The sequence below is a fragment of the Methylobacterium sp. Leaf94 genome, from assembly GCF_001426045.1.
Lineage (GTDB): Bacteria > Pseudomonadota > Alphaproteobacteria > Rhizobiales > Beijerinckiaceae > Methylobacterium.
This window is the reverse complement of sequence record NZ_LMRM01000012.1, coordinates 109,829-129,478: the sequence shown is the minus strand read 5'-3', so window position 1 is coordinate 129,478 and position 19,650 is coordinate 109,829. Positions and strand designations below refer to the sequence as shown.

The 19,650-nt window shown below is 70.1% G+C and carries 15 protein-coding genes; 5 read left to right on the top strand and 10 right to left on the bottom strand.

The window, feature by feature from the left end; translation table 11 throughout:
- Nucleotides 1–2 precede the first annotated feature (2 nt).
- Nucleotides 3–275, top strand: coding sequence for a translation initiation factor IF-1 (gene infA / locus ASG63_RS09005; protein ID WP_056178999.1), 273 nt, complete (start codon nt 3–5; stop codon nt 273–275).
- 428 nt (nt 276–703) lie between these two features.
- Nucleotides 704–991, top strand: coding sequence for a helix-turn-helix domain-containing protein (locus ASG63_RS09000; RefSeq protein WP_056214678.1), 288 nt, complete (start codon nt 704–706; stop codon nt 989–991).
- Between the two features lie 36 nt (nt 992–1,027).
- Here ASG63_RS09000 and parC read toward each other — a convergent pair whose 3' ends face one another.
- Both parC and recO read right to left on the bottom strand, forming a co-directional pair.
- Nucleotides 1,028–3,277 (bottom strand): DNA topoisomerase IV subunit A, encoded by a 2,250-nt coding sequence (gene parC, locus ASG63_RS08995; RefSeq protein WP_056214674.1) that lies wholly within the window; start codon nt 3,275–3,277, stop codon nt 1,028–1,030.
- 53 nt (nt 3,278–3,330) lie between these two features.
- Nucleotides 3,331–4,071 carry a DNA repair protein RecO gene (recO, locus tag ASG63_RS08990; RefSeq protein WP_056214671.1) on the bottom strand — a complete coding sequence of 247 codons (741 nt, stop codon included), beginning with the start codon at nt 4,069–4,071 and terminating at the stop codon, nt 3,331–3,333.
- Between the two features lie 129 nt (nt 4,072–4,200).
- Here recO and ASG63_RS08985 point away from each other — a divergent pair, with 129 nt between their 5' ends.
- The 3 genes from ASG63_RS08985 to ASG63_RS08975 all read left to right on the top strand — a co-directional run bounded on the left by ASG63_RS08985 (nt 4,201) and on the right by ASG63_RS08975 (nt 7,724).
- On the top strand, nt 4,201–4,617 hold the full coding sequence (locus ASG63_RS08985) for a hypothetical protein (protein WP_056214668.1): 417 nt from the start codon (nt 4,201–4,203) through the stop codon (nt 4,615–4,617).
- A gap of 104 nt (nt 4,618–4,721) precedes the next feature.
- Complete coding sequence (locus ASG63_RS08980) at nt 4,722–5,441, top strand: gamma-glutamylcyclotransferase (RefSeq protein WP_056214665.1); 720 nt, start codon at nt 4,722–4,724, stop codon at nt 5,439–5,441.
- 285 nt (nt 5,442–5,726) lie between these two features.
- Nucleotides 5,727–7,724 (top strand): methyl-accepting chemotaxis protein, encoded by a 1,998-nt coding sequence (locus ASG63_RS08975; RefSeq protein ID WP_056214662.1) that lies wholly within the window; start codon nt 5,727–5,729, stop codon nt 7,722–7,724.
- 403 nt (nt 7,725–8,127) lie between these two features.
- On the opposite strand, the gene dnaE is transcribed toward ASG63_RS08975, so the two are convergent.
- From dnaE to ASG63_RS08935, 8 genes are all read right to left on the bottom strand, one after another.
- Entirely contained in the window at nt 8,128–11,637 is a 3,510-nt protein-coding gene (gene dnaE / locus ASG63_RS08970) for a DNA polymerase III subunit alpha (RefSeq protein WP_056214657.1), read from the bottom strand.
- 410 nt (nt 11,638–12,047) lie between these two features.
- Nucleotides 12,048–12,761 carry an ABC transporter ATP-binding protein gene (locus ASG63_RS08965; protein WP_056214652.1) on the bottom strand — a complete coding sequence of 238 codons (714 nt, stop codon included), beginning with the start codon at nt 12,759–12,761 and terminating at the stop codon, nt 12,048–12,050.
- 13 nt (nt 12,762–12,774) lie between these two features.
- Entirely contained in the window at nt 12,775–14,079 is a 1,305-nt protein-coding gene (locus ASG63_RS08960) for a lipoprotein-releasing ABC transporter permease subunit (protein WP_056214648.1), read from the bottom strand.
- Nucleotides 14,080–14,087: 8 nt separating this feature from the next.
- Entirely contained in the window at nt 14,088–15,413 is a 1,326-nt protein-coding gene (gene proS, locus ASG63_RS08955) for a proline--tRNA ligase (RefSeq protein WP_056214644.1), read from the bottom strand.
- Nucleotides 15,414–16,161: 748 nt separating this feature from the next.
- A complete protein-coding gene (locus ASG63_RS08950; RefSeq protein WP_407067250.1) occupies nt 16,162–16,497 on the bottom strand; it encodes a DUF1467 family protein in 336 nt (111 codons plus the stop codon).
- A gap of 5 nt (nt 16,498–16,502) precedes the next feature.
- The gene (gene mce, locus ASG63_RS08945; RefSeq protein ID WP_056214637.1) at nt 16,503–16,907 is read right to left on the bottom strand and encodes a methylmalonyl-CoA epimerase; all 405 of its coding nucleotides are present in this window, start codon (nt 16,905–16,907) and stop codon (nt 16,503–16,505) included.
- Between the two features lie 273 nt (nt 16,908–17,180).
- A complete protein-coding gene (locus ASG63_RS08940) occupies nt 17,181–18,854 on the bottom strand; it encodes a ribonuclease J (RefSeq protein ID WP_056214634.1) in 1,674 nt (557 codons plus the stop codon).
- Nucleotides 18,855–18,868: 14 nt separating this feature from the next.
- Complete coding sequence (locus tag ASG63_RS08935) at nt 18,869–19,648, bottom strand: biotin--[acetyl-CoA-carboxylase] ligase (protein WP_056214630.1); 780 nt, start codon at nt 19,646–19,648, stop codon at nt 18,869–18,871.
- Between the last annotated feature and the right edge of the window lie 2 nt (nt 19,649–19,650).

Here is a 19,650-nt window from a genome sequence, read left to right as displayed (position 1 = left end):
GGATGGCGAAAGAAGAGTTGATGCAGTTCGACGGTCTCGTGATCGAGATCCTGCCGGACGCGCGCTACCGCGTGCAGCTCGACCAAGGGCACGAGATCGTGGCCTACACGGCCGGCAAGATGAAGAAGAACCGCATCAAGACTCTGGCCGGCGACCGCGTCACCGTCGAGATGTCGCCCTACGACCTGGAGAAGGGCCGCCTCGTGTTCCGGCACAAGGACGAGCGCTCCTCCGGTCCGCGCCCGCCCATGCGGGGTCAGTTCCGCCGCCGCTGACTCAAGCGGCGCGACCCGGCTTCTCGACTTGTAGGGATTCCTGTGCGGCAAGACTCGGTTTCCCGGGCCTTGCCGTCTGTGTTTGGCCCGGTTGACGACTGTCTGCCGGTCCTTGACGGATCTCCACCGAGCTCCTCGACCTGTCTCCTGCCATTGACGGACATGCGCCAACGGCGCGGTCTTGGGCATGGCCAGCGTGCTCCCTACGGTCATCGAGACGAGGTCTATCTGCGCTCTGCCGAACGCGTCATGACCGACGTCGCGCGAAGTGCGGTGGTGGATTTCCTCGCGGCCCATCCGCAGGCGCGCGAGGTGATTCCGGGACCTAGCGGCCTTCGAAAGGTTCGCGTTCCCTTGACCGGGCGCGGCAAGCGCGGCGGCGCCCGCGTGATCTCGTTCTCTGGGGGCGATGAGCGAGGGACGACGCGATGTTCGCCGAGTTGACGCTGAGCCTGAAACAGGCGGTCGCCCATGCGCGCGGGGACATCGGAGCCGGGTTCGGCATCCACGTCCCGCAGGACATCGACGTCGCCGCGATACGAAAGGCGACGGATCTCTCACAGGATGCCTTCGCCCGTCGGATCGGTGTCGCCGTCGGCACCCTGCGGAACTGGGAACAGCGCCGTCGCCAGCCCGAAGGACCGGCCCGCATGCTCCTGGCGCTCCTCCAGCGAAACCCGCGCCTCGTCGAGGAAACGCTCGGCCAGACGCCCTGAAATTCGCGTCCAGGCGCCAGGGGCCGACCGCGCCTTCTACTTCCCGAACCGCTCGAACTTCGGGAAGCTCCGGGTCATCAGGGCGCCGGCGTCCGAGCGGTGGCCCAGCCATTTCTCCAGAATCCCCGCATTGGCGAGGCGCGCCTCGCCGCCCGCCTCGCGCCAGGGCAGCCCTTCGGCCAGGGGGAAGACATGGGCGTCGGTGAGCGTGGTCTGGCGGCAGCGCTGCAGGCGCACGCCCTTGCCGCGCACCATCTCGGGCAATTCGCTCAAGGGGAAGACCAGCATCAGCCGGTCGGCACTGCACACCGCCACGTGGTCGCCGGTGGCCGGCACCAGCACGGCGGCCGTCGCCGGCGCGTCGAGGCCCATGATGCCCTTGCCCTTGCGGGTGTTGGCCACGAGCGCATCGGCCGGCGCCAGGAAGCCGCGCCCGTCGGTGGCCGCGACCAGGACCTTGGCGCCCGGCTGGTAGGGGATGGCCGCGACGATCTCGGTGCCGTCGTCGAAATCCACCATCAGGCGGATCGGGTCGCCGAAGCCGCGCCCGCCCGGAAGCTTGGCCGCCTCCAGGGTGAAGACCTTGCCGTTCGAGGCCAGCACCAGGATCTTGGCCGTGGTCTCGCTGGGAAAGGCGAGCTTGAGGCCGTCGTCGCCCTTGAAGGCGACGCCCGAGAGGTCGGCCACGTGGCCCTTGAGGGCCCGGATCCAGCCCTTGTTGGAGACGATGACGGTGATCGGCTCGCGCTCCACCAGGGCGGCGGCGAAGTCGATGCCGGCGGTGTCGGGCGGGTTCTCCAGGGTGGTGCGCCGGGCGCCGATCTTGGTCTCGGGACCGAAGGTCTTCTTCACCGCGCGGATCTGCTTGGTGATGTCGGCCCATTGCAGCTTGTCGGAGCCGAGCAGCCCCTCGATCCCCTCCTTCTCCAGGGTCAGGGCGTCGAGCTCGCGCTTCATCTCCATCTCCTCGAGCTTGCGCAGCGAGCGCAGGCGCGTGTCGAGGATGGCGTTGGCCTGCACCTCGGTGAGTTCGAAGCGCTTCATCAGGGCGGGCTTCGGCTCGTCCTCCTCGCGGATGATGCGGATCACCTCGTCGAGGTCGAGATAGACGATGAGCAGGCCGCCCAGGATCTCCAGGCGGCGGTCGATCTGGCCGAGGCGGTGGCGCGACCGGCGCTGGAGCACGACGCGGCGGTGGTCGAGCCACTCGCGCAGGGCCTCGGCGAGGCCGATGACGCGGGGCACCAGCCCGCCCACCAGCACGTTCATGTTGAGCGAGATGCGGGATTCGAGCTCGGTGAGCCGGAACAGCGATTCCATCAGGATGACGGGATCGACGTTGCGGGCGCGCGGCTCCAGCACGATGCGGACGTCCTCGGCCGATTCGTCGCGCACGTCGGCGAGCAGGGGCAGCTTGCGCTCCTGCAGGAGCTCGGCGAGCTTCTCGATCAGGCGGGCCTTCTGCACGCCGTAGGGGATCTCCGTGACCACGATGGTCCAGGTGCCCCGCCCCAGATCCTCCTTGGCCCAGCGCGCCCGCACGCGGAAGCCGCCGCGCCCGGTGCGGTAGGCCTCGGTGATCGATTCGGCGCTGTCGATCAGGATGCCGCCGGTGGGGAAGTCCGGTCCCTTCACGAAGGTGAGGAGCTGGGCGGAGGTCGCCTCGGGATGGCCGATCAGGTAGAGCGCCGCGTCGCAGAGCTCGGCCGCGTTGTGGGGCGGGATCGAGGTCGCCATGCCCACCGCGATGCCCTGGGAGCCGTTGGCCAGCAGGTTCGGGAAGGCGGCGGGGAGCACCACCGGCTCCTCCTCCTGCCCGTCGTAGTTCGGGCGGAAATCCACCGAATCGTCGTCGAGGCCTTCGAGGAGGAGGCGCGCCACCTCCGTCATCCGGGCCTCGGTGTAGCGCTGGGCGGCGGCGTTATCGCCGTCGATGTTGCCGAAATTGCCCTGCCCGTCGACCAGCGGGTAGCGCTGCGCGAAGTCCTGCGCCATGCGCACCAGGGCGTCGTAGGCCGCCGTGTCGCCGTGCGGATGGTACTTGCCGATGACGTCGCCCACGATGCGGGCGCATTTCTTGAAGGCCGAGGTCGGATCGAGCTTCAGGAGCCGCATGGCGAACAGGATGCGGCGGTGGACGGGTTTGAGCCCGTCGCGGGCATCGGGCAGCGCCCGGTGCATGATCGTCGACAGCGCGTAGGCGAGGTAGCGATCCTCGAGCGCGGTCTTCAGCTCGACGCTCTCGATGCCATCGGGACTCGATGGCGGCTCGAAGGGCTGGCCCATCACGAACTCCCGGGCCTCAGACGACCCAATTCAGAACAAAACACGAACGGAATTTAGGCGCTTCCCGTGCCCAATGCAACGAAGCGCGCGCGCTCCTCGGGCACGGGGATCGCGCGCGGTCCCCAGATGTGCTGGTCGAGGAAATACCCCGTCAAGGTAAACCCCGCGGTAACGTCCCGGACGTCCGGCGTCATCGGCAGGGACGCACCCGGCGCCCGGGCCCGCAGGAAGTCCGGCAGCGCCAGGAGCCGGTCGCGATAGGGCTCGCCGGCCGAGGCGCTCACCGCCCGCCCGCTGCGGGGCGAGACGTAGATCAGCGCGTCGTTGCCCCCCGTGGCGGCGCAGGCCGCCAGGTCGAGCCCGAAGCCGAGCTCGGCCAGGATGGCGAGTTCGAAGCGGACCATCAGCGGCGGGGCGATGTCCGGGTCGTGCAGGTGCGCCACCAGGAGGCCGGCCGCCTCGAACAGTTCGGGATGGGGGTCGCGCTCGGGCAGCAGGCGGAGCAGGCCCGCGAGATGGCTCATGCCGTAGAGGGCGAGCCCCGACCCCATCAGCCGGGCGGCGACGGATTCGACGGGCTCCACCGCGAAGGCGCCCAGGCTCTCGTCGAGGCGCGCCCGCCAGGTGGCCTGCACCCGGTTGCCGGCCTGCAGCACCGGCTGCATCCGGCGCGAGCGCCCGCCATGCACGAGCCCGAGGTGGCGGCCGTGGGTCCGGGTCATGAGTTCGAGGATGACGCTGGTCTCGCCCTGGCGGCGCAGGCCGAGCACCAGGGCCTCGTCGGTCCATTGCATGCCCGTGTCTTACGGCGCCGTCGAGGCGATGCAAGCGCGCTGCGTCCATTCCGGTTGCAAGTGAACGCGGTTTCCCTCGAAGCGGGGAATCCGATAGGCTTGCAATTACTCCGAATCGAGCCTGCCCCGATGTCCCTGCCCGTGCGCGCGGCCCGCCGCCGCCCCGCCCTGGTCCTCGCCGCCCTGCTGCCCCTCGCGGCCTGCGGGCCGCGGGCGGGCATCCCGACGCCCGCCGCGACCGCGCCCCTGCGGGAACGGCTCGCCGCCTTCGCCCTCGGGCAGGCCGCGTTCGGCGCGGTCTCGCTGATCCCGGTGCGGTTCGCGCACAGCCGGGTCTCGCAGCCGTTCCAAGACGCCGGCCGCACGCTCTACTGCCTCTCGAGCCGGATGACGGGACGCACCTTCGGCCGCGCCGAGCGGCCGAAGATCGTCGTGCAGGAGGCCGGCGGCGTCCTTACCCGCGTCGACGAGGATCCGGAGATCTGCGAGGGGCACCGGACCGAGCCGTTGCCGGAACTGGAGGCTTTGGCGGCCGGCCGGGGCTGAGGCACGCCCCCCGGCGCGGCCGGTCTTGCGCTTCGGCGCGGCCGGTCTGGCGCTTCGGCGCAGCCGGTCTTGCGCCCCGGCCTGCCCGGTGGTTCGCTGGCCCCATGCCCGACCAGCCCCTCGCCCTGACCCTCGCCCTCATCGCCCGTGCCCATCCGACGCCGGTGGCGGACGACGCGACGGCCCTCGCGCTGCTGAGCGATGCCGAACTGGCCCCGGGCCTCGCCGCCGCCCTCGCCGCCCGGCCGATGCCCGCGGAGGGCTTGTGGGTGTTCGGCTACGGCTCGCTGATCTGGCAGCCGGAATTCGCCTATTCCGAGCGCCGGGTCGGCACCGTGCACGGCTATCACCGGCGCTTCTGCCTCCTCCAGCGCCGGTTCCGCGGCAGCGTGGACAATCCCGGCCTCGTCCTGGCCCTCGATGCGGGCGGCTCCTGCGAGGGGGTCGCCTTCCGGCTGACCGGTGCGGAGGCCGCCGAGACCCTGCTGCCGGTCTGGCGCCGCGAGATGCGCGGCAACGGCTATCTCGGGCGCTGGGTCCCGGTGGAGACGGCCGCCGGCACGATCCAGGCGCTGACCTTCCTGGTGAACCCCGAGAGTGACCGCTACACCGGCCCGATCCCGGACGACGCGATCGCGGACCAGATCGCCGCCGGGGCCGGCCATCTCGGGCCGAGCGCCGAGTACCTGTTTCGCACGGTGGCCGCCTGCCTCGAGGCGGGCATCCGCTGCCCGCACCTCCTCACCCTGCAGGCGATGGTGGCGGAGCGCCTGCGGGCGCGAGTCCGGGCCGGCACCGCCGGCCCGTCGGCGGCCGGCGCCTGACGCGCCCTTCGGACCCTCGACGCGCGGGTTCCGCCGGAACGACGGGGCGTGGCGCGCGGGTGGGACGTCGGGCGGTCCGTTCGTTCGACCCCGATCGACCGGACATGCCCGCGATCGGTGATCCGCGTGACGTTGCTGGCCCAAAAATGCTCACCTCGATTGTATAGATGGACAATATTAGTTCAGATAGATCTGACGATTTAGATAGATAATGTAATTTAAGACATTTTTATTGGTCAACACCTAGGAGACATGCACAAACCACGCAACGGATCAGGCCTCTCGATGACATACGGTATCCGCGCTCGCCTCTACGCCGGATTCGGCAGCCTGATCCTGATCACCGGCGGAATTGGCCTGACCGCGCAGTATCAACTCGGCTCCATCGTGGCCGAATACGCACGGGTCGCTCGCCTCGAGGAGGGGGCACGCAACGTCTTCGCGATGAACGGCCTCGCGGAGCGGCTGTCCGGGCAGGCTCTGGATCTGCAGTCGAGCCAGACGCCCGATCAGATCGAGCAGGTCGAGCAGACACGCCAGGCCATCACCACGGTGCTCCAGCGCCAGGTCGACATCGCGGTGTCGGAGGAGCGGCGCGCGATCTACGCCAGCATGCGGGACCAGTCTGCCGCCCTGAAGGACGATATCCAGCGCCTCGGACAAGCCGGTCTGGCGCTGACGGACAGCAAGACCAAGCTGTTCCGGACCGGCGACGAGCTGACGCGCGTGGCCGGCCTCCTGATCTCCGACATCCGTCAGAACGGCTCTGCGGCGCAGATCGCTCAGGTCGCGACGGTCGATAGCGCGGTGCTGCTGATGCGGGTCGCGAACTGGCGTTTCCTGGCCACCCGCGATCCCCAGGGTCCCGCGACCTTCGCCACGAACAGCCTCAAGGCCGACACCGCCATCAGGACGCTGAAGGAGCTCGACACGGGCGGCGCGTTCACGCGTCCGATCAAGCGGTTGCAGGACACGGTCGCCGCCTACATCGACGCCTTCAACGCGGCGGCAGCCGCCATCGAGGCGACGCGGGCGGCCCATGACGACACGCTCAAACCGCATGCGGCGGCCCTGATGCAGGCTGGCCTGGGAGTCCGGGCGAAGATCGAGTCGGCCGTGAGCGAGATCATCGCCGGCACGGACGCGAGCGTGAGCCGGGCCCGCGTCCTGCAGATGGCCTTCGTCGGCCTGGCGCTGGCGCTCGGCGGCGCCCTCGCCGTCCTGATCGCCCGCAGCATCATCCGGCCGATCTCCGGCATGACGGATGCGATGAGCCGCCTGGCCGCCGGCGAGACGGCCGTCACGGTCCCCTCGCAGACGGCGGGGGACGAGATGGGCGCGATGGCCAAGGCCGTCGACGTGTTTCGCCAGAACGCCATCGCGCGCATCGAACTGGAGGCGCAGCAGGTCGCCGCGCTGTCGGCGCGCCAGCGCCGGGCGGACCGGGTCGACGAGCTCGTCCAGAGCTTCGAGCAGACCATCTCGGGCAACATCGGCATCGTCACCTCCGCGGCGACCGAACTCGACGCCACGGCCCGGTCGATGACCCAGGTGGCGGAGAGCACCAGCGGGCAGGCGCTCGCCTCGAGCGCGGCCGCGCGGGAAACCGCGACGAACGTGCAGACCGTGGCCGCGGCCGCCGAGGAGATGGTCGCCTCCCTGCAGGAGATCGAACGCCAAGTTCAGCAATCGAACGCCGCCGCCGGTGCCGCGGCCCGCGAGGCGGAAGCGACGGACGCCAGCATGGGCAGCCTGATCCAGGCCGCCGACCGGATCGGAGAGGCCGTGACGATGATCTCCGGCATCGCCAGCCAGACCAACCTGCTGGCGCTCAACGCCACCATCGAGGCGGCGCGGGCCGGCGAGGCGGGACGCGGCTTCGCGGTGGTCGCCGCAGAGGTCAAGGAGCTCGCCGGCCAGACCGCCCGGGCCACCGACCAGATCGGCGGGCAGATCGCGGCGATCCAGCAGGCCACCGCCCAGGCCGTCGCGGCCATCCGCCAGATCGGCCAGACCATCGTGTCGGTGAACGCGATCACGGAAAGCATCGCCGCGACGGTGGTGGAGCAGACGGCGGCCACCGGCGAGATCTCCCGCAACGCGGCCGAAGCGGCCCGCGGAACCCAGGACGTCTCGACGAACGTCGCCCAGGTCCTCGCCTCCTCCGGCGACACCGGCTCCGCGGCCCAGCAGGTGCTGATGGCGGCGGGCGAACTCTCGGTCCAGTCGGTCACCGTGCGCCAGGAGGTCGAGGGCTTCCTCGCCGCCATCCGCGCGGCGTGAGACGGCTCCGCTTACTCAAACCGGGGCCTCGATCGGGCTAAGTCGGAGGCGCGCAGGACAGGCCCGCGCACCCCCTGATCGGAGCCCGGATCCGGCCTCCCGAAGCCCGGCATGCCGAAGGGATCGATCGGGTCCGATGCGAGAGGGCGTCCGCGCGATCCCTCAGGTGGGGTGGGTCGAAACAGGCCCCCGCTTTCATCCGGGAGAGGGTTGGGGTGAGGGGTTCGCCCCTCCGACGTGGTCACGCGCCTTACCCTGTTCCTCTCCCTCCAGGAGGGGGACCTGCGCGAGAGGCGCCGGAGGAATCCACCGAAGACCGTCCAAGACCGGATGAGCGGAAGCGTCGGTCGGGCTCCCGGCCCGGCCGATGCGAGGCCCCGTGCCCGAGGGCCGGGCCGGCGCCTCAGTTCACCTCGACCTGCACCACGCCCGGCACCGCCCGGAGCGCTCCGGCGATCTGGGGCGTCGCCTGGTACCGGCCCGGCAGCTTGACCTCGACCTCGCGGGCGCCGTCGAGGAGGAGGATCAGGGAGACCTCGCCCTCCCCCCGCACCTGCAGGCGCTGCTGCACGGATGGGATCGGGCGCTCGTCCTGCAGGTAGACGCGCATGCCCTTCTGGTGGCGGGCCACCGCCACGTCGAGGGGCTCGGCGGTCATGATGCGGGCGCGCACGTCCTCGCCCTCGAGGTTGGCCTGGAGCTGGAGCACCAGCGGCCGGCCCGGCTCGAGGATCTCGCGGTACTGGCCGAGGCCCTCCGAGAAGATGATCGCCTCGAAATGCCCGGTCTGGTCGGACAGGATGACGATGCCGAGCTTGTTGCCGGTCTTGGTCCGGCGCTCCGAGCGGTCGAGCACCGAGGCCGCCACGCGGCCGACGCTGGTGGTGCCGGCCCGGACGGCGCGGCAGAACTCGGCCCAGGTCTGGACCCGGAGCTTGCCGAGGAGGTCGCCGTACTCGTCGAGGGGATGGCCCGACAGGAAGAAGCCGATCGCCTCGTATTCCTTCTTCAGCTTGTCGGCCATCGGCCAGGGGTCGTAGGGCGGCACCCGCAGGGTGACGTCGGCGGCGGTGATGCCGCCGAACATGTCCTCGATGCCGGTGCTGGCCGCCTCGGCCGCCCCTTGCGCCAGCTTCATCATCGGTTCGATGGCGGCGCAGGCCCGGGCGCGATCCGGCTCGATGGTGTCCATGGCGCCGGCCGCCACGAGGTTCTCCAGGGTGCGCTTGTTGAGCATGCGCGGGTTGAGGCGGCGGGCGAGGCAGGCGAGATCCTTGAAGGGCCGGTCCCCCCGGGCCTCGATCAGGGCCTCGACCGCCCCCCGGCCCACGCCCTTGATCGCCGCGAGCGCGTAGTGGATGCGGCCCTCGCGCACCTCGAAGCCGACGCCCGAGGTGTTGATCGAGGGCGGCTCGACGGTGATCTTCAGGCGCTGGGCGTCCTGGCGGAACTCCGCCAGCTTGTCGGTGACGTCGATGTCGAGCTGCATCGCGGCGGCCAGGAACTCCACCGGATGGTTCGCCTTGAGGTAGGCGGTCTGGTAGGTCAGCAGGGCGTAGGCGGCGGCGTGCGACTTGTTGAAGCCGTAATCGGCGAACTTGGCGAGCAGGTCGAAGATCTCGTTGGCCTTGGCCTTGGTGAGGTCGCGCTCGATGCAGCCCTTCACGAAGCGGTCGCGCTGGGCGTCCATCTCGGCCTTGATCTTCTTGCCCATGGCGCGGCGGAGCATGTCGGCCTCGCCGAGCGAGTAGCCGGCCAGGACCTTGGCCACCTCCATCACCTGTTCCTGGTAGACGATGATGCCGAAGGTCTCCTTGAGGATCGGCTCCAGCTTCTCGTGCGGGTACCAGCTCGCCTCGTTGCCGGCATCGCGGCCGAGCTTGCGCTCGCAATAGACCGGGATGTTGGCCATGGGGCCCGGGCGGTAGAGCGCCACCAGGGCGATGATGTCCTCGAAGCGGTCGGCCTGCATCTCGACCAGGGCCTTGCGCATGCCGGCCGATTCCACCTGGAACACGCCCACCGTCTCGCCGCGCTTCATCGGCGCGTAGGTCGCCGGGTCGTCGAGGGGCAGCGAGGCGAGATCCACGATGATGCCGCGCCGGGCCAGGAAGTCCGTGCAGCAGCGCAGCAGCGTCAGGGTCTTCAGGCCGAGGAAGTCGAACTTCACCAGGCCCGCGGCCTCGACCCACTTCATGTTGAACTGGGTCACCCGCATGCCGGTCTTCGGGTCGCGGTAGAGCGGCACCAGCTGTTCGAGGGGACGGTCGCCGATGACCACGCCGGCGGCGTGGGTCGAGGCGTGCCGGTGCAAGCCCTCGAGCTTCTTCGAGATTTCCATGAGCCGGGCGACGATCGGCTCCTCCTCGATCGCCTGCTGGAGCTTCGGCTCGCCCTCGATGGCCTGGACCAGAGTGACGGGATTGGCCGGGTTCTGCGGCACGAGCTTGGTCAGCTTGTCGACCTGCCCGTAGGGCATCTCCAGCACGCGGCCAACGTCGCGCAGCACGCCGCGGGCCAGCAGGGTGCCGAAGGTGATGATCTGCGCCACCTGCCGCTCGCCGTAGCGCTGCTGCACGTAATTGATCACCCGCTCGCGGCCCTCGACGCAGAAGTCGATGTCGAAATCCGGCATCGAGACGCGCTCGGGGTTGAGGAAGCGCTCGAACAGCAGGCCGAAGCGCAGCGGGTCGAGGTCGGTGATGAGGAGCGACCAGGCCACCAGGGAGCCGGCGCCGGAGCCGCGGCCCGGCCCCACCGGGATGTCGTGGTCCTTGGCCCACTTGATGAAGTCCGACACGATCAGGAAGTAGCCGGGAAACTTCATGCCGACGATGACGTCGAGCTCGAAGGCGAGGCGGTCGCGATAGACCTGCTCGGACATGCCGGGCGCGGTGCCGTGCTGGGCGAGGCGCCGTTCGAGGCCGGCCTCCGCCTGCCGGCGCAGCTCCGCCGGCTCGTCGAGGGGGGGCGCCGCCGCGACTTCGGGGGTGCCCTCGGGGGCGGCGGCGTCGAGGGCGGCGACCACGCCGAAATTCGGCAGGATCGGCTTGCGGGTGCGCACGCGGTAGGCGCAGCGCATGGCGATCTCGACGGTGGCGTTCAGGGCGTCCGGCAGGTCGGCGAAGAGCGCGGCCATCTCGGCGCGGGTCTTGAAGCCGTGGCGCGGGGTCAGCTTGCGGCGGCGGTCGTCCGAGACGAGGCGGCCGTCCGCGATGGCCAGCAGCGCGTCGTGGGCGTCGTAGTCGCCCTCCCGGGCGAAGAACGGCTCGTTGGCGGCCACCACCGAGAGGCCGTTCGTGTCGGCGAGCCGCAGCAATTCCCGCTCGACCATGCGCTCGTCGGGCAGCCCGTGGCGCAGGATCTCGACGTAGAGGCCATCCTCGCCGAAGGCCGCGCGCAGCTGCGCCAGGCGGCCGGCGGCGAGTTCGGCCCGGCCCTGCCGCAGGGCGCTGTCGAGGGGCCCGGTGGAACCGCCCGTCAGGGCGATCAGGCCGGCGCTCGACTCGGCCAGGGCCTCGACGCCGACCCGGGGGGCGTCGCCCAGCGCCCCGTCGAAATAGGCGCGGCTCGCCAGACGCAGCAGGTTGCCGTAGCCGGTCTCGTCCTTCGCCAGCACGACGATGTTGGCGCAGCCGGCCTGGCCCTGCCCGACGCGCGCCATCGGATCGGGCGCCTCGAAGGCGACGGTGAGCTGGAGGCCCGGGATCGGCTGGAGGCCGGCGCCGGCGGCCTTCTCGGAGAATTCCAGCGCCCCGAACAGGTTGTTGGTGTCGGTGAGCGCCAGGGCCGGCTGCCGGTCGGCGAGCGCCGCCTTCACGATGTCCCCGACCTTCAGGGCCCCTTCCAGTAGGGAGAACGACGAGTGAACGTGGAGGTGGACGTAAGCCGGGTCTTTCAGGATGCGCGCCATGAGACCACCAGCCCGAGTCGTGGTTTCCAATCCATGAGAATTCGGGGCCCGGACGCGTTTCCCTGTGGACCGCGCGACCCCTGTGACCTCGTCGCAACGCTAACGCAAGGGCGCCAGTGCGACAGCCCAGGCGGCGATGGACATCGCCAGGAGCCCGAAGGCCGTGAACTCGACCGCACCCGTCAGGATCATCCGCTTGAACATGGGCCTCGCCTTTCGTTGACGCCCCGAGTTTTGTTCTTGTTTTGTTCTATGTAAAGCGAAACTGGTCGGCGCACCGCATCGTGGTTACGGCCCGGTAAATCCCGTCGCCTTGGCCAGCGGTCGCGGACCGGCTCCGCGTGCTCACGCGAAGGCGTCGGACCTCCGCGGCCCAGCGATCCGCCGCCATTGATACCCGTGCCCGGCCCTCAGGGCAGCTGCTCGATCAGCCCGTCCCGGATCGTCACGCGCCGGTCCATGCGGGCGGCGAGATCCATGTTGTGGGTGGCGATCAGCGCGGCGAGGCCGGAGGCGCGCACCAGCGCCACCAGGATGCCGAAGACGTGGGCGGCGGTGTGCGGATCGAGGTTGCCGGTGGGCTCGTCGGCCAGGAGCAGGCGCGGGCCGTTGGCGACCGCGCGGGCGATGGCGACGCGCTGCTGCTCGCCGCCCGAGAGTTCGGCCGGCCGGTGCTGGAGGCGCTCCTTGAGGCCGAGGAAGCTCAGGAGTTCGTCCGCCCGCGCCCGCGCCTCGCGCTGCGAGAGCCCGCGGATCAGCTGCGGCATCACCACGTTCTCCAGGGCCGAGAATTCCGGCAGGAGGTGGTGGAACTGGTAGACGAAGCCCATCTCCTCGCGCCGCAGGCGGGTGCGCTCGGCATCCACCATCGCGGCGGTCGGACGGCCGCCGATGTAGATCTCGCCGCCGTCGGGGCGCTCCAGCAGGCCGGCGAGGTGCAGCAGCGTGCTCTTGCCGGCCCCCGAGGGCGCCACCAGGGCGACGAGCTCGCCCGGCCAGATCGCGAAATCCGCCTGGCGCAGGATCTCGAGGGCGCCGGCCCCTTGGGCGTAGCGCCGCTCCACCTTGGCGAAGAACAGGGCCGGGACCGGCTGCGCGCCGGGCGCCTCGGCTGTCGTGGTCATGGATGCTCGGGCCTCAACCGTAGCGCAGGGCCTGCACCGGATCGAGCCGGGCGGCGCGCCACGAGGGATACAGCGTCGCGATCAGCGACAGGGCGATGGAGGTGACGACCACCACGGTGATCTCGTTGGCGTTCATCTCGGCCGGAATTTCGGCCAGGAAGCGCACCGTGGGGTCCCAGGCGGAGGGGAACAGCACCCGCTGGATCCCCTTGATGTTCATCGTGATCAGGATGCCGAGGGCCAGCCCGCTCAGGGTCCCCACCACGCCGATCAGCGCGCCGTTGATGAGGAACACCCGCATGATGGTGCCGGGGGTCGCCCCCATGGTGCGCAGGATGGCGATGTCGCTGGACTTGTCGCGCACGAGCAGGATCAGTCCCGAAATGATGTTCAGGGTCGCGACCACGACGATCAGGCTGAGGATCAGGAACATCACGTTCCGCTCCACCTCCAGGGCGCCGAAGAAGGTCCGGTTGCGCTGGCGCCAGTCGGTGAGGAGTACCGGGCGCTCGGCCGCCATCTCGAGGTCGGGCCGCATCGTGCCCACCGCCTCGGCATTGTCGAGGTAGATCTCGATCAGGCTGACATCGGCGTCCCGGTTGAAGAAGGCCTGGGACTCCGTCAGGGGCATGAACACGAAGGTCGAGTCGAACTCGGTCATGCCGATCTCGAAGATCGCCTTGATGGTGTAGCCCTTGGTGCGCGGCGCCGTGCCGAACGGCGTCGAGGCGCCCTTCGGCGTCAGCAGGTTGATCTGGTCGCCGGCCTGGACGCCGAGGGATTCGGCCAGGCGCCGGCCGATGGCGACGCCCGACCCGTCGTCGAAGCCCTCCAGGCTGCCGCCCTTGATGTTGCTCGCGATGGCGCCGATCTTGTCGAGGTCCTCGCCCCGGATGCCGCGGACCAGCACGCCGCTGCCGGCGCCGCCATAGGGCGAGGAGGCGAAGGCCTGCCCCTCCACCAGGGGGATCGCCGCCCGCACCCCGGCGACCTTCGACAGGCGCTCGGACAGGTCGGCATAGTCGGTGAAGAGCTTGTCGATCGGGGCGACGAAGACGTGGCCGTTGATGCCGACGATCTTCGACAGGAGCTCGGTGCGGAAACCGTTCATCACCGAGAGCACGATGATCAGCGTGGCGACGCCCAGGGCGATGCCGAGGAGCGAGAAGAACGCCACCACGGAGACGCCGCCGCCCCGGCGCCGGGCCCGCAGGTAGCGCCCGGCGATGATCCACTCGAACCCGGCGAAGGGGGGCGTGCTCCCGCGCCGGAACCGGGCGCGAAGGCCCGCAAGCCTGTCCGTGAGGGTCGCCGCCATGGGGCGCCTCAGAGCCGCTTCAGGCGGGCGAGCAGATCGATCGGGGCGATGCTTTCGCGCTCGCCGCCGGCCCGACGCTTCAGCTCCACCTTGCCCTCCGCGAGGCCGCGGGGGCCGACGATGACCTGCCAGGGCAGGCCGATGAGGTCGGCCGTGGCGAACTTGGCGCCCGGGCGCTCGTCGCGGTCGTCGTAGAGCACGCTGAGGCCGGCCGCCTCGAGGGTGGCCTGGATCTCGCCGCAGGCGGCGTCGGTGGCGGCATCGCCCGTCTTGAGGTTGATCAGCGCCACGTCGAAGGGCGCCACCGCGTCGGGCCAGATGATCCCGGCCTCGTCGTGGGAAGCCTCGATGATCGCCGCCACGAGGCGGCTCGGGCCGATCCCGTAGGAGCCCATGTGGACCGGGCGCTCGACGCCGTCGGGACCGGTGACCTTGGCGCCCATGGGCTCGGAATACTTGGTGCCGAAGTAGAAGATGTGCCCGACCTCGATGCCGCGCGCGGCCATCTGCTTGTCGGCCTGCACCTCGGCGAAGGCCGCCGGCTCGTGCATCTCGGAGGTGGCGGCGTAGAGCGAGGTCCAGCGGTCGACGGTGCCCTGGAGCGCGGCGACGTCCTCGAAGTCGGTGGTCACCGGCGGGACCTCGAAATCGAGGTACTGGCTGTCGCAGTAGACCTCGCTCTCGCCGGTCTGGGCCAGGATGATGAACTCGTGGCTGAGGTCGCCGCCGATCGGACCCGTGTCGGCCCGCATCGGGATCGCCTTCAGGCCGAGGCCCGCGAAGGTGCGCAGGTAGGCCACGAACATCCGGTTGTAGGCGTGGCGGGCGGCGGCCTGGTCGATGTCGAAGGAATAGGCGTCCTTCATGAGGAACTCGCGCGAGCGCATGGTGCCGAAGCGCGGCCGGACCTCGTCGCGGAACTTCCAGGAGATCTGGTAGAGGTTCTTCGGAAGGTCCTTGTAGGAGCGCACGCTGCCGCGGAAGATCTCGGTGACGACCTCTTCGGCGGTGGGGCCGAACAGCATCTCGCGGTCGTGGCGGTCGGAGATGCGGAGCATTTCCTTGCCGTAGGCCTCGTAGCGGCCGGATTCCCGCCAGAGCTCGGCCGACTGGATTGCCGGCATCAGGATCTCGATGGCGCCCGCCCGGTCCTGCTCCTCGCGGATCACCGCGCAGACCCTGTTCAGGACGCGCAGGCCCAGCGGCAGCCAGGCATAGATGCCGGCGGCCTCCTGGCGCACGAGCCCGGCGCGCAGCATGAGGCGGTGGGAGACGATCTCGGCCTCCTTGGGCGTCTCGCGCAAGGTCGGCAGGAAGTAGCGGGAGAGACGCATGAAAGGCCCTGGAAACAGCGTGCCAGCGGGTCGGCGGTACGCCGGGGCACACAACACATTGCATCGGGAAAACACAAGCGCGGAGGGGTGACACGGGTCCGCCGCGTGGCGTTTCGCCCTCAGGAGGCAGGGTGGTCCGGCCGAACGTTGCCCGCGAGCCAGGCTCCGCCCGCAAGCGCCACCTCCCATTCCGGTAGAAAAGCGCAGGAATGTCTCACGAAGCAGGTGACAATGAGAATTGTTGTTCCTATAAGCGCGTCCGTGATGGATGCGCCGCCCAAGCAGTGGCGCCACACGGTCCGAGTCTCGGGAGGAATTTCAGCCGCCACGCCGTCAGCAATGCGTGAGACAATCGAGGCTGAGCAAACGACCATCTTCATAAAAGCAAGGCTTAGGCCTTGCTTTTTTTATGTCTCGACGCTTGCGCGAGGCTGTCGCCACTGCGTCGCGGTCCGACCGACGTCTCACGCCGACGCGCCGTCATCCCGGGGCCGCGCAGCGGAACGCGGGATCCAGAAACACAGGTGGCGCAAGACCTTGCACCGTCGGCGGTTCTGGATTCCGGGCTCGCCTGCGGCGCCCCGGAATGACGCGGTGCTGTCACTGCGGCCGTGGTTCGATGTCCCGCGTGCGCGACGTCCGTTCTTCGCGGGGGCAGCGACGCGCCCGGTCTGGAAGACGACGGCGGCGTGACCTTACGTCCGTGCGCGGGCTCACGTCCGGTTCGACCGGACCACGCCGAACCCCCTCAGAGGCCGGCCAGCTCGAAGACCTGGATCGCCACCAGGAAGACGACGCTCGCCAGAAGCGAGGTCAAGATCGCCTTCTCGCGCAGGCGCGGGACGGCGGGCGCCCCGGGATCCTGGCCGGGCACGATCCGCTCCGGGTCGGTCTCCACCTGGTTGCGGAGGGGCAGGATGACGAAGAGCAGGGTCCACCAGACCACGAAGTAGAGGGCGAGCGCGCCGAACACCGAGAGCTTGAACAGGCCCACCGCGAGGGCGACCACCCCGGCGAGCACCACCACCATCACGCCGACGGTGCGCAGGGTGGAGGCTGCCAGGGCCTGGAGGACGGCGCCCATCCGGCTCAGACCTGTTCCAGCTCGACGAGGGTGCCGAGGAAGTCCTTCGGGTGGAGGAAGAGAACGGGCTTGCCGTGGGCGCCGATCTTCGGCTCGCCGGTGCCGAGGACGCGCGCGCCCTGGGCCTTGAGCTTGTCGCGGGCGGCGATGATGTCGTCGACCTCGTAGCAGACGTGATGGACGCCGCCGTTAGGGTTGCGCTCGACGAAGCTCTCGATGGGCGAGCCCGCGCCCAGCGGCGCCATCAGCTCGACCTTGCTGTTGGGCAGGTTGACGAACACCACGGTGACGCCGTGCTCGGGCTGCGGCAGCGGCTCCGTCACGGTGGCCCCGAGGGTGTCTCGGTAGATGGCGCAGGCAGCGTCGAGATCGCGGACCGCGATGGCGACATGGTTCAGGCGTCCGATCATGGTGTCCTCCCCTTCCTTCCCTCAATCCCGACCGCCACCCCTCCCCCGTCGAAGCGGGCGATATCGATGGCACCGCGGCGTCATTCCGGGGCGCCGCAGGCGAGCCCGGGAATCCAGAGCCGCCGACGGTGCCGGACGCGACGAAACCTATGGTTCTGGATCCCGGGCTCCGCTGCGCGTCCCCGGGATGACGGTGTGCTGCGCGCCGACGTCCCGCGCAACCCACCCGCATCGGCGACACCCCTCCCCCGCAGAGGGGGGAAGGTTCGCCCATTAGACCTCGACCACCTGCACGTGGCAGGCGGGCTTCTTGCCCCAGACCTCGTTCACCGCGGAGCGGATCGCGCGGTCGACGGCCTTCTCGACGCCCTCGGCGTCCTTGCGCTTGGGCTTCGACAGCCCCGAGAGCGTGCGCGACACGCACTCCACGACGACGTCGAGCATCGCCTGGCCGGTCCGGCCGCGATTGGGCAGGCCGATGATGTCGATCGCGGGCTCGCCCAGGATCTCGCCCTGGACGTCGATGGCGATGGCCACCGAGACGAGGCCGGCCTGCGAGAGCTTGCGGCGCTCGGGGATGGCCCGGTCCTTGGCGTCGATCAGGACGTTGCCGTCCTTGAACAGGCGCCCGGCCTTGACGTGGTCGACGATCTCCGGCGTGCCGGGCGCGAGGCGCACGACGCTGCCGTTGCGGGCCTTGACGATGTTCGGAACGCCCTGGTCCCGGGCGAAGCGGGCGTGCTCGTCGAGGTGCAGCGCCTCGCCGTGGACCGGGATCGCGGTCTGCGGCCGGGTCCAGGCATACATCTCCGCCATCTCGTCGCGCCGGGGGTGGCCCGAGACGTGGACGAGCTTGGTGCGGTCGGTGACCACCTCGATGCCGGCATTGACGAGGTCGTTGATGATCGCGCCCACCGCCCGCTCGTTGCCGGGGATCGCCCGCGAGGAGAAGATGACGCGGTCGCCGGCGGCGAGGGTGATGTCCGGATGGTCGTCGCGCGAGACGCGGGCGAGCGCGGCCCGCTCCTCACCCTGCGAGCCGGTGAGCAGGGCCACGACCTTGTCGCGCGGCAGGTAGCCGTAGCTGTCCGACGACCGGAACTCGGGCAGCCCGTCGAGGAAGCCGCACTCGCGGGCGACCGCGATGACCCGGTCCATGGCGCGGCCGACCGCGACGACCTCGCGGCCGCAGGCCTGGGCGGCCTCGGCCACGGCCCGCATGCGCGCGACATTGGAGGCGAAGGTCGTCACCGCGACCCGGTGGGGGGCGTCGGCGATGAGCTCGCGCAGGGTGGCGGCGACCTCCGCCTCGCTCGGGGAACGCCCCTCGCGCACGACGTTGGTCGAATCGCTGATCATCGCCAGGATGCCCTCGTCGCCGAGCGCCCGGAAGGCGGTCTCCGAGGTCACGTCGCCGAGGATCGGGGTTGGATCGAGCTTCCAGTCGCCGGTGTGGAGCAGGAGGCCGTGCGGCGTCCGGATGGCGACCGCGTTCGACTCGGGGATCGAGTGCGAGACCGGCACGTACTCGATCTCGAACGGACCGACCTGCACCCGGCGGCCGGCCTGGATCTCCTTGAGGATCACCTTGGGCGCGCCCGGCTCGCTGAGGCGGCGGGCCTCCAGAAGGTTCTTGGCGAAGCGCGTCGCGTAGACGGGCGCCTTGAGCTTGGGCCACAGCTCACCGATCGCGCCGATATGGTCCTCGTGCGCGTGGGTGATGAAGATGGCGAGGAGGTCGTCCTTGCGCTCCTCGATGAAGCTGAGATCCGGGAACATCAGGTCGATGCCGGGGAATCCCTCCTCGCCGGCGAAGCCCATGCCGCAATCGACCATGATCCATTTGCGCCGCTTCGGGGGGCCGAAGCCGTAGAGCGCCGCGTTCATGCCGATCTCGCCCACGCCGCCGAGCGGCACGAAGACGAGTTCGTCTTGCCCTGTCGTCATTGTCCGTCCAAACCTCAAGCCGCCGTCGCGGCCGTTCCCAGATGCACCTCGCCCGCCGTCACGGTCCGTCGCGTCCCATCCTCCGATCGGACCACGAGCCGCCCTGCCTCGTCGATCGTCTCGAAAATTCCTTGTACGGACGTGTCGCCCAGGCGCACCGAAACCGGCGCGCCGATTCCGGCCGCGTCCGCGATCCAGCGCTCGCGGATCCTCGCGAATCCGTGGCCACACGCCCAAAGCCGCGCGGCGTCGACGATTCCGTCCGTCAGGTGGACGAACAGATCCTCGGCGCGCGTGTCGTACCGCATCTGCCTGAGGCACGTGGCGCGATAAGGCAAGCCCTGCGGCGTCGCAGCGACATTGACACCGAAGCCCATCACCACCGCACGGCGCCCGCCGGGCCGGCTCTCGGCCTCCAGCAGGAGCCCCGCCAGCTTGGCGCCCGAGGCCAGGACGTCGTTCGGCCACTTCAGGCGGCACCCGGTGACGCCGGCCGCCGCGAGGGCGGAGACCAGGGCGAGGCCGGCGACGAAGCCGAGGGTCGGCACCTGGCCGGGTTCCACGTCGTCCACGGGCCAGAGCAGGCTCGCGGTCAGGTTTCCGGGCTCGGACAGCCAGCTGTTGCCGCGCCGGCCCCGTCCGGCCTCCTGCCGCCGCGCCACCACCCAGAGCGGGCCGGCCTCGCCGTCGCGGAAGCGCGCCAGCGCCTCGGTGTTGGTGGAGCCGAGGCTTTCGTGGACGTGGAGGCGGTGCCCCTCCCCCCGCGCCCGGGTGCCGAGGACGTAGCCGCTCAAGG